General features: G+C 46.7%; 12 protein-coding genes. 1 reads left to right on the forward strand and 11 read right to left on the reverse strand.

Annotation, left to right across the window (positions count from 1 at the left end; genetic code table 11):
• Window positions 1–389: 389 nt before the first annotated feature.
• The 10 genes from ACI955_RS01110 to cyoA all read right to left on the reverse strand — a co-directional run bounded on the left by ACI955_RS01110 (window position 390) and on the right by cyoA (window position 9,594).
• Window positions 390–773: an Hpt domain-containing protein gene (locus ACI955_RS01110; RefSeq protein WP_415241890.1), complete on the reverse strand. Its 384-nt coding sequence runs from the start codon at window positions 771–773 to the stop codon at window positions 390–392.
• Window positions 754–1,161, reverse strand: a complete 408-nt coding sequence (locus ACI955_RS01115) for a response regulator (RefSeq protein WP_415241891.1) — start codon at window positions 1,159–1,161, stop codon at window positions 754–756. Before ACI955_RS01115 ends, ACI955_RS01110 begins: the two co-directional genes overlap by 20 nt.
• A complete protein-coding gene (locus tag ACI955_RS01120; RefSeq protein ID WP_415241892.1) occupies window positions 1,154–2,302 on the reverse strand; it encodes a PAS domain S-box protein in 1,149 nt (382 codons plus the stop codon). Before ACI955_RS01120 ends, ACI955_RS01115 begins: the two co-directional genes overlap by 8 nt.
• Window positions 2,303–2,844: 542 nt before the next feature.
• Window positions 2,845–3,396 carry a response regulator transcription factor gene (locus ACI955_RS01125; protein WP_415241893.1) on the reverse strand — a complete coding sequence of 184 codons (552 nt, stop codon included), beginning with the start codon at window positions 3,394–3,396 and terminating at the stop codon, window positions 2,845–2,847.
• A gap of 4 nt (window positions 3,397–3,400) precedes the next feature.
• The gene (locus ACI955_RS01130) at window positions 3,401–4,705 is read right to left on the reverse strand and encodes an ATP-binding protein (RefSeq protein WP_415241894.1); all 1,305 of its coding nucleotides are present in this window, start codon (window positions 4,703–4,705) and stop codon (window positions 3,401–3,403) included.
• A gap of 77 nt (window positions 4,706–4,782) precedes the next feature.
• Complete coding sequence (locus tag ACI955_RS01135) at window positions 4,783–5,517, reverse strand: SURF1 family protein (protein WP_415241895.1); 735 nt, start codon at window positions 5,515–5,517, stop codon at window positions 4,783–4,785.
• A 49-nt stretch (window positions 5,518–5,566) separates the two neighbouring features.
• Window positions 5,567–5,920 carry a cytochrome o ubiquinol oxidase subunit IV gene (gene cyoD, locus ACI955_RS01140; RefSeq protein ID WP_415241896.1) on the reverse strand — a complete coding sequence of 118 codons (354 nt, stop codon included), beginning with the start codon at window positions 5,918–5,920 and terminating at the stop codon, window positions 5,567–5,569.
• Entirely contained in the window at window positions 5,917–6,546 is a 630-nt protein-coding gene (gene cyoC, locus ACI955_RS01145; protein WP_415241897.1) for a cytochrome o ubiquinol oxidase subunit III, read from the reverse strand. Before cyoC ends, cyoD begins: the two co-directional genes overlap by 4 nt.
• Before the next feature lies 1 nt (window position 6,547).
• Entirely contained in the window at window positions 6,548–8,554 is a 2,007-nt protein-coding gene (gene cyoB / locus ACI955_RS01150) for a cytochrome o ubiquinol oxidase subunit I (RefSeq protein ID WP_415241898.1), read from the reverse strand.
• 77 nt (window positions 8,555–8,631) lie between these two features.
• A complete protein-coding gene (gene cyoA / locus ACI955_RS01155) occupies window positions 8,632–9,594 on the reverse strand; it encodes a ubiquinol oxidase subunit II (protein ID WP_415241899.1) in 963 nt (320 codons plus the stop codon).
• 146 nt (window positions 9,595–9,740) lie between these two features.
• Between cyoA and ACI955_RS01160 the strand changes: the two genes are divergently transcribed.
• The gene (locus ACI955_RS01160) at window positions 9,741–11,069 is read left to right on the forward strand and encodes an MFS transporter (RefSeq protein ID WP_415241900.1); all 1,329 of its coding nucleotides are present in this window, start codon (window positions 9,741–9,743) and stop codon (window positions 11,067–11,069) included.
• 1,292 nt (window positions 11,070–12,361) lie between these two features.
• On the opposite strand, the gene ACI955_RS01165 is transcribed toward ACI955_RS01160, so the two are convergent.
• The gene (locus ACI955_RS01165) at window positions 12,362–13,204 is read right to left on the reverse strand and encodes an FkbM family methyltransferase (protein WP_415241901.1); all 843 of its coding nucleotides are present in this window, start codon (window positions 13,202–13,204) and stop codon (window positions 12,362–12,364) included.
• Window positions 13,205–13,211 lie beyond the last annotated feature (7 nt).

A 13,211-nucleotide genomic window follows, 5' to 3' on the forward strand; every position in this document is an offset into this window, starting at 1 on the left:
TGGGCCGACTTACCCGCCGCACTCGCTGCGCTCGCGGGGCGGGTCCTGGCCAGCATTCTAGATACTAGCCCCAATAGCTAACGCTATTGGGGCTTTTTATGGCTAAGCGAAGATGGTGTCGCCACGAACAGCACGTGCAAACTAAATAGAAGGGGTATGCCGACAAGCCCGGTTATGGGATTGAGAAACGATAGGTCGAGATTGCGGCTCAATGTAGGCCATAGTTAAACAGCAGCTAGGAAAGCCTTGCCACAGAACTGTAAAAAAGGACCCAAATATAATTAGATAAACGGACTTTGGAGGAAACAAAACTAAACCGCCGGTAGGTCTGACTACTCGGGGCTTTAATGGAAAGTAGAATGCCACATCTGCATTAAGATCTCAGCGCATCAGCCATTTAATTTAATTGGATTCGGCTTGTAATCTTTGCTTTCACGCAGTGTGCTTAGCTCAGAAATCTGGGGTTCTATGCCTAAAATATCATTGGCGTCAAAGACATCGGCTTTTAACATTGGCAACAAGACTTCTTCTAGGCCCGAACACAGTCTGCTAACTTCGGTGATGTTCAATGTTGAAGAGGTGCCCGCTATACTGTGCACGGCACGGTATAGTGTTTGAAACTCGTCCTTAGGCTGATCGCCGCTCTTAAAAGTATTCCAAAGATCAAGTATATCCTGCAGTTTTTGATCAAGCTTAGCAATATAGCTTATTTGCAACTGGACTAATTGATCATCAACGGTATCTGCGTTATGACTATCGTTTTGAGTTGTCATGGTGGCGCTGCCAAATAGTTTTGATTTCGTCGCCTAACGTCATTGGATTAAATGGCTTGGTAATGACATCGATAGCGCCCAAGGTCTTTAATTTATTGATTTCTTCAATCTGTGCCTTTGCGGTGATAAACACCACTGGTGTCTCACAAAATTCCTGGAGTTGTTGGATTTTTTCAAGTACTTGTGGTCCGTCCATACCCGGCATCATGACATCAAGTAAAATCAGTTGGGGTCTAAAATTTTCAAGAGACTCTAGGCCTTCTTTACCACTAGCACATATTTTAACCGTGAAGCCGGCGATCTGAGAAAGCGCAATTTCAGCGACAATGCGTATGTCTGTCTCATCTTCGATATACATTAATTTAGTCAGCTCTGTAATCTCACTCATCGCTGTCAGCCGTTGTTGTGGGCTGGGCTTGTTTTAGGTCTATATAAAACGTGCTGCCATTATCGAGCTCAGAAATAAATGATAATGCGCCATTGTGCTGTTCAATAATGGACTTAGATATATGCAACCCTAAGCCAGTACCGCTCATTTCTCTGGTGTTCGAATTGTCGGCTTGCGTGAACTTATCGAAGACCTTGTCTCGAAACTCCACAGGAATACCCCGTCCCTTATCGCAGACTGCGATTCGTATATTGTCGTCGATAATGTGGGCACTAATTTCAACCAATGAATCTTTATGAGAAAACTTAGCGGCGTTAGACATTAAATTACTCATAACCTGCATCAGTCTATCAGGGTCCGCGTTAATGCAAATATCTAATGGACAGTGTGTTAATACGAATTTAACCCGATGCTTTTCGGCGTAAACTTGATTGTCAAAGATTGCTGTGTCGATAAACGGCTTTAGCTTGATTCTTTCTTGATTCAATAACATCTTTTCTGAGTCAATTTTAGAAATATCAAGTATGTCATTTATTAGTAAAAGTAAGCGCTCACTGTTTTTATGCGCAATATTGATTAACATTTCTACTTGGCCGGGGTTTGAATCGATAGCGCCGCTAATTATAAGATCAAGCGATGCCTTTATCGATGTTAATGGCGTGCGAAGCTCATGACTTACCGTAGTAATGAACTCATCTTTAATCTGTTGTTCGTGAACCCGACGCATGGCGCTGCGCAATTTTTCTTCTGTCTCTTTACGCTCAGATATATCCCGAACAATACCGGTGAACATGCGTTGGCCGTTTACTTCCATTTCACTGATCGCGAGTTCTAATGGGAAGGTGCTGCCATTTTTGCGCTGGCCAGTGACCTGTCGGCCGATACCGATGATTTTCTTTTCACCCGTATCTAGGTAATTCTTTAAATATTGATCATGTCCATGTTTGTATGGGTTAGGCATAAGCATAGAAACGTTATGCCCGGTTAATTCCTCAATACGGTAACCAAATATTTTTTCTGCGGCGGGATTCACGGTCTCAATAAGACCTCGATCACTGATTGTGATTACCCCATCTACAATTGTATGCAGGATTGCTTTGGTGCGCGACAGCAGGTCATTAACAGCATCTTTGTCGTTCATTTCTGGCCCTAATTATTTCTATTTTTGGTGTTGCTTAAGACTTAATGATAAAACACCAAAGATTGTAGGGTGTGAATAAACATAAGTTTATTGGGAAATATACTTATGCTTATTTGATTTCGAAGTGAATTGAATTTTAAGCTACTGACGCAGCTCTATGCTGATGTGTGAATTGACCAGATTTTTTGAATGCTAAGTTTATATTGAACGAGAATTTAATTTATCTACCTCTCGCTTCACGCCTTATACCCAGTCCTTTGTGAACTTAAATGACAATGCCCGGTGTCCCCGCCGTTTCTAGAAAGTTCTAAGTGGCTTGCCGCAATAATGTCGACTATCCCATTTCGGATTTATTTTAGTCTTGACTGCTAACGGGCAACGTTGGCTATAGGCAGTTATTTATAAGTTGCCATTACTACTTCATCTCCTGCTGTAGAAAAAAGGCGATCATCTTTAGCTGGCCCCTTGGTCTACTGGATCAGATGATGTAATTCGGATTTGAATTCGCGGCACAATAAAATGACTAATCATTATAAAATTAGTTACTTAACCTGCTGCTTTGCGAGTTTTCTGGCGAGGGTTCGACGGTGCATACCCAGCCTTCTTGCGGTTTCTGAGATATTGAAACCGGTATCGGCAAGGGTTTCGTGAATACGTTCCCACTCGAGAGTTTTGATTGAGGTCGCGCGGCCGCGAATTTCTACTCCCACATTACCGCCAGCGCTATTAAACGCCGCTTCAATGTCATCGGTATTTGAGGGTTTTGCAAGATAGTGGCAGGCGCCAAGTTTTACTGCCTCTACTGCTGTTGCAATACTTGCGTAACCGGTAAGCACCACAATGAGCATATCGGGGTCGTGTTTGTGCAGAGCCTGCACACAGGCAAGCCCGGAGGCTTGGCCATCTAACTTCAGGTCTACCACGGCATAGCCAGGGGAGTGATCTTCCAAAATACGCTTAGCACCTTCTAGGCTATTGGTACTTAGAACAGCATATTGGCGTCGCTCTAATGATCGCCCTAATGTTCGGGCAAAGGCGGCATCGTCTTCGATGAGGATGAGGGTGCGCGGAATGCTAATGCTGTCATCTGTCATCGCGTTAAACCTCTTTTAGTCGGAGTGCTTCTAACGGCAGGCGAAGGCTTATTTCAGCGCCTCCTTCCAAGCGATTACCGGCTCCTACTTGGCCACCTAAGATACGCGCGACGTTGAAAACCAGAAATAAGCCAAGACCGCTGCCAGGTCTGCCTTTGGTAGATTGGTAGGGTTGCCCAAGGCGACTAAAAACATCGTCGGTGAATCCAGGGCCGCGATCGATGACGCGCACAAGTAACGCATCGTTTTCGCGTAAAACCACCAGCTCAACCCAATCAGGAGATGCCTCCAAGGCATTATCCAAGAGATTACAAATAGTTTGTTTCAGTACGATATCTGACGCTATATCGATGTCTTCGCCAAATAAATTTTGAAATCTGAATTCACGAACTTTGCGGGTGTCTTGCCATTCCTCGATCAGTTCATCAAAAAACTCACATACAGTAGTCTCGCCGGAAGATTCCCCGCGGGTCTCACCTGCAGACAAAAGTATGCCGCTAACAATAGCTTTGCAGCGTTTAACCTGGGTTTCCATCTCGGTTACTTCTTCACCAAGATCTGGGTCTGATTTAAGAAAGGACATTCGCTGCCAGTCACCTAGAATAACCGCAATGGTGGCCAGCGGTGTACCTAGTTCGTGGGCTGCACCCGAGGCCAGTAAGCCCATCCTAAGAATATGTTCTTCCTCTGCCGCGCGCTGACGTAATTCGGCTAAACGGGCGTCGTGTTCGCGATGAGTGCGGTTTATACGGTTGATAAAAACCACCAGCAAAGCCGCATTAAGGACGAAGCAGATTAGCATGCCCTCGACATAGTAACTTTTTATACCTAGGTGATAATCATGTGGTAAATCAAGTGGTTGGGCCGCCTCGGCCAGCCAAAGAAAGCACATTGTAGCGAGGCCCAGTAGTACCCATGCATAGGACTGCGCCAAGAGTACCGCGGCTAGTCCAACTTGTAATAAATAAAGGAAAACAAAGGGGTTTGTCGCGCCACCGCTGAGATACAACTGCATAGTCAATGTGGACATGTCGACCAGCAGACCCATAAAAAGCTCTGCGTTGCGGACCTGGTGCCTAAACCGCAGGGCAATCTCGTTAAGTGCATTGAATACTACGAGCCCAGCTAGCACGGTCAACATTACTTGCATTGGCAGGTCTACGCCAAAACCGAAGTGGGTAACGATAATAGTTAGAAATTGACCGAGTACCGCCAACCAACGCAGTTGCACAAGTTGACGCATGTGCTTACCAAGGGTGTCAGTATCATTACTTGTCGTTTGAATATGTAGCGTAAGATCGGCGGTCATAATAGGGGTGCTTATTATCTTTAACTGTCGGTAACCTAAAGAATACACCTATGTGCACCGTTAAGTCGCAGCCGGATTTAGTTCGATTTTGATTTTCGCTCTTCTCGAACAACGATGACCGCGGCAATAATAATCATAAGTGCTAAGCCGTACCAAGTGACTGCGTAAACGAGGTGGCTATTATAAAAAGTGACGACCGTAAGTCCGCCAACGGGATACTGCGATTTTTCCAGTGGCAATGGCAGTGGCTTTTGTGCAGAATCGCGCTTCTCAGCGTCAATAAAATAGGCTGCGGCAGTTAGCTCATGGCGAGCTGCAATCGCAGTCACATCTCGTGAGTACCAGCGATCTAGAGCTGGATCATTTAATCGTACCACGCTGCCTTTAGGTTCGGTCATTCGCAACAAGCCCACCACTTGCTGTTGGCCTGTTAGTGCAGGTGCCGCTTGAACACCTTGATTGATGAAACCTCGATTGATTAAAACGATGCTCTGATCAACACGCTTAAAGGGCGTCATTACCCAGTAACCGCTGCCGAGTCCAGTGGCAGTAACGACAAGGGTATCTTTACCGCTGAGGAACTCACCGGTCACTGAAACTCGCTGGTACTCATCGGCATCCTTACTAACTGCCAGCCCAGCGGCTGGGGCTGATTTTGGTGATGCAAGAACCCGCGTTTCAACTCGCTCAATAAGATCTAGCTTCCAAATACGACGATCTAATTGCCAGTTGCCGAGCAGAATCAAACTGACGAAGGAAAATAAAGCGGCAACAGCAATAGTCCATTTGGTTAGTGTGCTACGTTTTTGCATCGGCGATTTCTCTCAGCTGCGTGGGCCACCATAATCAACTGCTGCCAGTTCACATGCCGGGCATCATATTAACGTTCATGTGGTACATCACCCACAGTGATCCCGCTAGGGTAATGAACACTAAAAGCAGAGTGAACATCAGTGAAAGCATATTCCATCCCCCTTCTGAGTGAAAATTCATGTGTAAAAAGTAAACCATATGCACAAGAATTTGCACCAATGCAAAGCCCAGGATGACAATAACGGTCGCATTCCTAGAGCTAAGTACATCGGCCATCACTAGCCAAAAAGGAATAGTCGTCAAGATCACCGACGCCATAAAGCCGATCATATAGCCGCTGAAGGTGCTGTGGGGGCCGGCTTCCTCGTGGTGCTCTAGGCTGTGTTGATCGTGTTCGCTCATGATAATGACCCCATTAAGTAAACAATGGTAAATACGCCGATCCAGACGACATCAAGGAAATGCCAGAACATTGATAGGCAAAATAGCCGGCGACGGTTGGCAACGTTAATGCCGTGTTTGCGAAGTTGTACCAGTAGAGTCACTAACCAAATTATGCCAAAGGCAACGTGTAGCCCGTGGGTACCTACTAGTGCAAAGAATGCCGACCAGTAAGCACTGCGCTGCGGACCTGCGCCTTCGTGTATTAGATGAGAAAACTCATACAGTTCTAAGCCCAAGAACCCGGCACCTAACAACCCGGTGAGAGCCAGCCAAATCATTGCGCCGTTCAACTTGCCCTGCTGTATTTGCAGCATAGCGAAGCCGTAGGTGATCGACGAAAACAACAGAAAGCCGGTGTTTATTGCTACAAGGTTCAGGTCAAACAGATCTGCGCCGGTTGGTCCCCCAGCATAACTTTGGCTTAATACGCCATAGGTTGCGAATAGCGCGGCAAAGATCAGGCAATCGCTCATTAAGTAGATCCAAAAACCCAATAAGGTGCCGTTGGCTACGTGATCTTCTTCGCGCACTAAAAACTCAAGTTTAGCCGGCTGTTCTGCCGGCACTGCTGTTGAATTAGACATCTTAGGCAAGCACCTCGATTTGTTTAGCTGCAAATTCTGCCTCGACCTTCTCCACTTCCTCTACTGGTATGTAGTAATCGCGTTTGTAATTGAAGGTATGAACAATAATGATGGCCATTAGACCGACAAAAGCGATGCTAGCAAGCAACCACATATGCCAGATCAGAGTAAAACCGATCACCCCGCTAATACCTGCAATTATAATTCCCGCCGGAGTATTCTTGGGCATATGTATCTGCACAAAGCCGTCTGTAGGGCGTACAAAGCCATTGGCCTTCATTTGCCACCATGCATCTATGTCATGAACGCGCGGAGTGAATGCAAAGTTGTACGGTGGTGGTGGTGATGAGGTTGACCACTCTAACGTGCGGCCATTCCATGGGTCACCGGTTTCATCGCGCAGCGAATCACGTTTTTTGTAGCTGACATAAAGTTGAATGATGAAGGAGAGAATACCCATTGCAATTAGCACCGCACCAACCAACGCAATCTGGAACCAAATCTGCAGTGATGGATCATCGAAGCGACTCATGCGCCTTGTTACACCCATGAATCCCAGCAGATAGAGTGGCATAAATGCTAGGTAGAAACCGATAAACCAGCACCAGAATGATGTCTTACCCCAGAACGGATCGAGCTTGTAGCCGGTAACTTTTGGGTACCAGTAAGTAACAGCGGCAAAAGTACCAAAGACCACACCACCAATAATGACGTTATGAAAGTGGGCAATGAGGAAAAGGCTGTTATGCAGTACAAAGTCTGCAGGTGGTACTGCCAATAACACCCCAGTCATGCCGCCAATTACAAACGTGATCATAAAGCCTATGGTCCATAACATGGGCACATCAAACTGAATACGGCCTCGGTACATAGTAAACAACCAGTTAAACAACTTCGCGCCGGTAGGTATGGAAATAATCATGGTGGCAATGCCGAAGAAGCTGTTCACCGTCGCGCCAGCGCCCATTGTGAAGAAGTGATGCAGCCATACCATGTAGGCTAGTACTGTAATCACGACGGTGGCGTAAATCATCGACGAGTAGCCGAACAGACGCTTACGGCTGTAAGTAGCAACTATTTCAGAAAACGCACCAAAAAGTGGCAGAATAAGGATATAGACTTCTGGGTGACCCCAGATCCAAATTAAATTCACGTACATCATGGAGTTACCGCCAAGATCGTTGGTGAAAAAATTCATTCCTAAGTAGCGATCTAGGGTAAGCATGCCCATCACCGCGGTCAAAACTGGAAAGGCCGCGATAATCAAAATATTAGCGCACAATGAAGTCCAAACAAAAACCGGCATCTTCATCAAATTCATGCCCGGCGCGCGCATTTTAACGATGGTGACCACTAGGTTAATGCCCGACAAGAGCGTGCCTACCCCGGCGATCTGCAAAGCCCAAATGTAATAATCCACCCCCACGCCAGGGCTTTGTAGTATCCCTGATAGTGGCGGATAAGCGAGCCACCCGGTCTTGGCGAATTGCCCTACAAATAGCGACACCATAATGAGACCAGCACCGGCCGCGGTCATCCAGAAACTTAAATTATTTAAGAAGGGAAATGCGACGTCGCGGGCACCAATTTGGAGCGGTACTATGTAGTTCATTAACCCGACTACGAAAGGCATCGCCACGAAAAAAATCATGATAACGCCATGCGCAGTAAAGATTTGGTCGTAATGATCGGGTGGTAAAAAGCCCGTAGAATCACCAAATGCCATTGCTTGGTGAATCCGCATCATGATGGCGTCAGAAAAGCCCCGCAACAACATCACAAAACCTAGGATCATGTACATCACGCCGATGCGCTTGTGGTCAATACTGGTGATCCATTCCCGCCACAAATAGCCCAAAACCTTGAAGTGGACTAGTGCTGATAACAGTCCTCCTCCGCCAATGGCAACCAGAGCGAAGGTGCCTAGCAGTATCGGGTCATGGAAGGGTATGGCGTCCCAACTGAGCCTGCCAAATATAAGCTTACCTAGATCAAACTGTTCAGTCATGAAAATTACCAGTGCCCGTGGGGCATTGTCAGTGAATGGGACGAACGCGAAGCAATTACCAGGCTGCGCGTAATATATTAGTGCTTGTGGCCGGCCTCACTCTGCGAGTCGGCACTAGCCTGACTGTGGTGTTCGCCATGAGTTGGCGACATCCAGTCCTTCATGCATGGTGTGCCGGGTTCTACGCAGCGGTTGAGAATAGAGTCGTAAAGTGCTGGTTCAACCTCGCTGTAGTACTGCACAGGATTGTATTCGCTGGGTTTGGCTAGCTCTTGATATACGCTGCGGCTAAGCACTTCGCCCTCGGTTTTTGCCTGGGCTAACCATTGCTCGAAGTCCTCCTCAGCCATGCCTAAGAATTTGAAGCGCATACCGTTAAAACCGGCTCCAGAGTAATTTGCAGAGAAGCCATCGTAGATCCCAGGCTCGTTAATAACGGCGTGTAGTTTGGTTTCCATGCCGCCCATCGCATATATTTGACCCGCTAGAGCCGGAATAAAAAATGAGTTCATCATGGTGGTGGATGTAATCTTAAACTTGATTTCACGGTCTATCGGAGCTGCTAGTTGGTTAACTACCGCAATGCCGTATTCCGGGTAAAAGAATAGCCATTTCCAATCCATTGCCACCACTTCGACGATTAGGGGTTCTTGCCCCTCGGGAATTGGCCTACCTTCACTGATACGATCTAGAGGGCGATATGGATCGAGCTGGTGGGTGCTTACCCAAGTTAGCGCACCCAAGGCGATGACGATGGCCAGCGGCGCAGCCCAGATAAGTAATTCTAGGCTGGTCGAGTGATCCCAGTCGGGTTCATATACAGCTTCTTTATTGCTGGCACGGTAACGCCAAGCAAATAGCAATATGAAGAAAATGACTGGCACGACGATAATCAGCATCAGGCCCGTCGCCCAGACAATCAGATTTGCTTGCTGAGCGGCAATATCACCAGACGGAGACATCACGACGGTATCGCAGCCCGCCAGCAATGTAGCGGTGGCCGTAAAGAAAATCTTGTGTATCGTTTTAAGAGTCAACATCGGCACTCACAAATTCAAGTGTAAGAATAGAGTGTGACTTTAAGCTAAATAGATGGCTGAGAGAATTGGACAATTTGTCCTATGGCTGGGTCGTCACAATGAGAGTAGTCTTTAACCAATCACTAAATTTGGATATTAATTGCGCTATGACTAGTACAACCAAGTCTAATACAGATAGTGGCTCCACGGCCATAGAAATGCAAACCCCGCCGGGTCATTCTCCTGTAGCCCCCGGAGAAATTGCTATCGGTGTTGTTATTGGTCGAGCATCAGAACATTTCGACTTCTTTGTGTTTGGTATCGCCTGCGTTTTGGTGTTCCCCAGTGTGTTCTTCCCCTTTGTCAGCACACTTGAGGGCATGCTCTACGGTTTTGCGATATTTTCGATAGCATTTATAGCCAGACCTTTTGGCACCGCGTTGTTTATGACTATTCAGCGTCGCTGGGGCCGCAGTGTAAAACTTACCACTTCATTACTTTTACTGGGGACGGCCACAGCCGGTATCGCATTTTTACCGAGTTATAATACCTTGGGCGGCACGTCTATTTTCTTCCTTGCTATGTTTCGAGCCCTACAGGGCTTTGCCCTTGGCGGCTCATGGGACGGTTTACCGTCTTTACTAGTTTTGAATGCCCCGAAGGCTAAGCGTAGCTGGTATGCCATGATTGGTCAGACTGGCGCGCCAATAGGCTTTTTGATTGCTAACCTATTGTTCTTATACTTAATTAACAGTGTCAGTGCCGAAGATTTTCAGGCGTGGGCTTGGCGTTATCCCTTCTTTGTCGCCTTTGCCATTAACGTGGTGGCGCTCTTTGCCCGCCTGCGCTTAGTAATGACCGAGGAATATACCCTCGCCCTAGAAGAAAGTGAGCTAGAACCCATCAGCACTCGTGAAATGCTCGACAAACAAGGCCCAATTATTTTCTTGGGCGCCTTTGCCGCACTAGCAAGCTACGCACTTTTCCACATTGTCACCATCTTCCCGTTGTCTTGGATCTACCTTGAAGAGTCGCAGCTGATCGGCGATGTGCTAATTGTTCAATGCATCGGCGCCTGTATAGGGATTGCGGCAACCATTGCCTCTGGACTGATCGCTGATCGCATTGGCAAGCGTACTACTATCTCGCTGATGGCGGTATTGATTGCCATTTTTGCATTATTTGCACCAATGCTAATCAGCGGAACGCCCATTATGCAAGACGCCTTTATATTGATTGGCTTTGCGCTATTGGGTGTTACCTATGGTCAAGCCTCCGGCATCGTCACAACCAATTTGGACCGGCGTTTTCGCTATTCCGGTGCAGCCTTAACCTCAGATTTAGCGTGGTTGTTTGGTGCGGCGTTTGCGCCACTAATTGCCTTGGGTTTGTCGATGCATTTTGGGCTAATCGCGGTGACCTTCTATCTGCTATCTGGCGTGCTATGTACCTTGTTGGCCCTGCGGATTAGTAAACAGTTAGCGACAACTGAATAGCCAAAACTGCTTTCTCGGCGGTGGTGGTCTTTAATGCTAGCTCGCTATGGCGTTGCCCCAGCTAATGCAAGATGCCGAGAAAGCCGCGTGCTGCGCTTTTTAGCAATGCATGGGTGCTTTACTTCAACAGATGAGAGCGTTGCCTTGAGCATTTGAACCCACAATCATATCACCTCTAATCAGGTGGCCATATTCACTATGCCACTACACTTCCGAGATTAAACGTGTATGTTTGGTTTTTTAGGTTCAGCCGAGTAAGAAATGAGTCTCCTATAATATGTTCCTTCGTGCTCTTGTCAGAAATCTTCTCACCACAAAGAAAACATAATTTATTCATCTTTTAATTCCTTTTTTTGTTATGCATTACTCAGCACTGAAATTTCCTTTGATTTTATTATTTGGCGCAGTGAAACCTCTGATAAGTTGATCTCAGACGTCTTTTTTCTACCGTATCTAGCGATTTTTTAGATGCAAATGCCCCCGTCTTTTTTAACAACTGCCTGCTTAATATAAGATTTATGAGCGGGTGCGATTGCGGTGTAAACGAATAAAGAGCACACGCAGATTTACTTCAGAAACTTGCCAGCCACACTCAATCCCAACATCAACTTCTGGATATGATTTAAATTGATTTAGCAGTTCATCCACACCCAACCCTGAGTTATTCTGACCTTTGTAATCAGGATTGCACCTCACGAGAGCAGTCGAACAGCAACCGATTAATATTACAATTAAAAAAATGCTAAAGAACTTCATTATAGCTGTCATTTTTTTCATGACAGCTAGTGATGGAGACTCGCTACCCCCGTTACTTTAGCCCGCTTATCAAAGTTGGGGCGTCATTATGGATGAAAAAATATAAGGGGATTCAATGAGATGGTGGCTTCGCAATTAGCGAGCACAGGTCAAACGAAGACTAATTCCCTTTAGTTCTGTCAAATTTCCCTTCGCTGATCATATCGCGTTTTTTATAAATCACAATGTGTCGCACAGCCCGTTATCGAGGTCATGGTATTAACGCTAGTGTTCACCTCGGTTAAAGGTGCAGAAATAGCCAAAATAAGTGATTTTTAAGCAGCGCACACAGTGGCGGGAAAGGCTTGTTAAGCCGAGTACGAGGATCAGAAAAGACATCGACAGGCCGCTAATGTGACGCTAGAGCCTCACACATTTTTGTTGAGGCGCTATTTTTTTAGCTGGTAATGGGTCGAGCAACACATAGCCTGCTCTTAAGAGAATACCAAAACTTCCGCAGCGCTAATGGCTTTCATTTCCGACTCTGTGCTGGCGGCTTAAAATGTGGTGTACGCTCGTGGTGTTACGAACAAGTTAATAAAGCCCTCGTTGTTTGGCTCTTGCGCCAACTCGTTAACCCAGTCGCTTAAGTCCTTAGCTTGCGCCGGAATCAGGCGGTGCTCGATATGGTCAATAATGTGATATTGCATGCCAAAACTCTCGAGCAGTTCAATAAGCTGATGGCCATCAGCGCCCGAATGGCGAATTCCGTAGGGGCAAAATTCCAGAATCATACATAAATGCGCACTGTTGGCCGCGATCAGTTTCCGTAGCCCATTCACCACAAAATACTCGGCGCCCTGAGTGTCTATTTTCAGGAAGTCGATGTGCTGAGTTTGGGGTTCGAGGTGTTGGTCGCCGTGCACCAATTGAATAGGGCGGCTATTGCGCTCGCCGCCGTCTGAATAAATGCGATGGTCACCGAAGTTGTCAGTTGAAAGAAACAATTCGCCGTCTTCGTTGCGGTCACTTAGTGCCAGGGCATGTAGCGTCACATTGTGCAGGTCATTCAGCCTGATATTTTCCTGCAGTAGTACGAAGTTCTGTACATCCGGCTCGTAACAAAGAACCTTACCGTTCGGCCCTGCCATCGCGCTTGCCAGCAGTGTGTAGTAACCAATATTGGCACCGACATCGACGAATACGCCACCGGCTTTAAAGTGCGTGATAACTAGTTGGGTTTCGTAGGGCTCCCAGGACTGCTCGGTACGCAGTTTTTCAGAAATGATGGTGTCTTTTGATCCGTGAACATTCATCTTCAGCCGTTTACTCACACCCTCTATATTGAGTTCAACCAGCTGCGTGGGATCAAAAGCGTTAGTCTGTTTAATTTGAGCCATACCTGTA

It is taken from the genome of Zhongshania sp. (assembly GCF_047636175.1).
In the GTDB taxonomy this organism is placed as follows: domain Bacteria; phylum Pseudomonadota; class Gammaproteobacteria; order Pseudomonadales; family Spongiibacteraceae; genus Spongiibacter.

Excerpts from the sequence above, each read along its gene's own strand:
- ACI955_RS01115 (WP_415241891.1), bottom strand. The coding sequence starts at position 1,161 with ATGAGTGAGATTACAGAGCTGACTAAATTAATGTATATCGAAGATGAG.
- ACI955_RS01160 (WP_415241900.1), top strand. The coding sequence starts at position 9,741 with ATGACTAGTACAACCAAGTCTAATACAGATAGTGGCTCCACGGCCATA.
- ACI955_RS01135 (WP_415241895.1), bottom strand. The coding sequence starts at position 5,517 with ATGCAAAAACGTAGCACACTAACCAAATGGACTATTGCTGTTGCCGCT.
- cyoD (WP_415241896.1), bottom strand. The coding sequence starts at position 5,920 with ATGAGCGAACACGATCAACACAGCCTAGAGCACCACGAGGAAGCCGGC.
- cyoB (WP_415241898.1), bottom strand. The coding sequence starts at position 8,554 with ATGACTGAACAGTTTGATCTAGGTAAGCTTATATTTGGCAGGCTCAGT.
- cyoC (WP_415241897.1), bottom strand. The coding sequence starts at position 6,546 with ATGTCTAATTCAACAGCAGTGCCGGCAGAACAGCCGGCTAAACTTGAG.
- ACI955_RS01125 (WP_415241893.1), bottom strand. The coding sequence starts at position 3,396 with ATGACAGATGACAGCATTAGCATTCCGCGCACCCTCATCCTCATCGAA.
- ACI955_RS01130 (WP_415241894.1), bottom strand. The coding sequence starts at position 4,705 with ATGACCGCCGATCTTACGCTACATATTCAAACGACAAGTAATGATACT.
- ACI955_RS01110 (WP_415241890.1), bottom strand. The coding sequence starts at position 773 with ATGACAACTCAAAACGATAGTCATAACGCAGATACCGTTGATGATCAA.
- ACI955_RS01165 (WP_415241901.1), bottom strand. The coding sequence starts at position 13,204 with ATGGCTCAAATTAAACAGACTAACGCTTTTGATCCCACGCAGCTGGTT.
- ACI955_RS01120 (WP_415241892.1), bottom strand. The coding sequence starts at position 2,302 with ATGAACGACAAAGATGCTGTTAATGACCTGCTGTCGCGCACCAAAGCA.
- cyoA (WP_415241899.1), bottom strand. The coding sequence starts at position 9,594 with ATGTTGACTCTTAAAACGATACACAAGATTTTCTTTACGGCCACCGCT.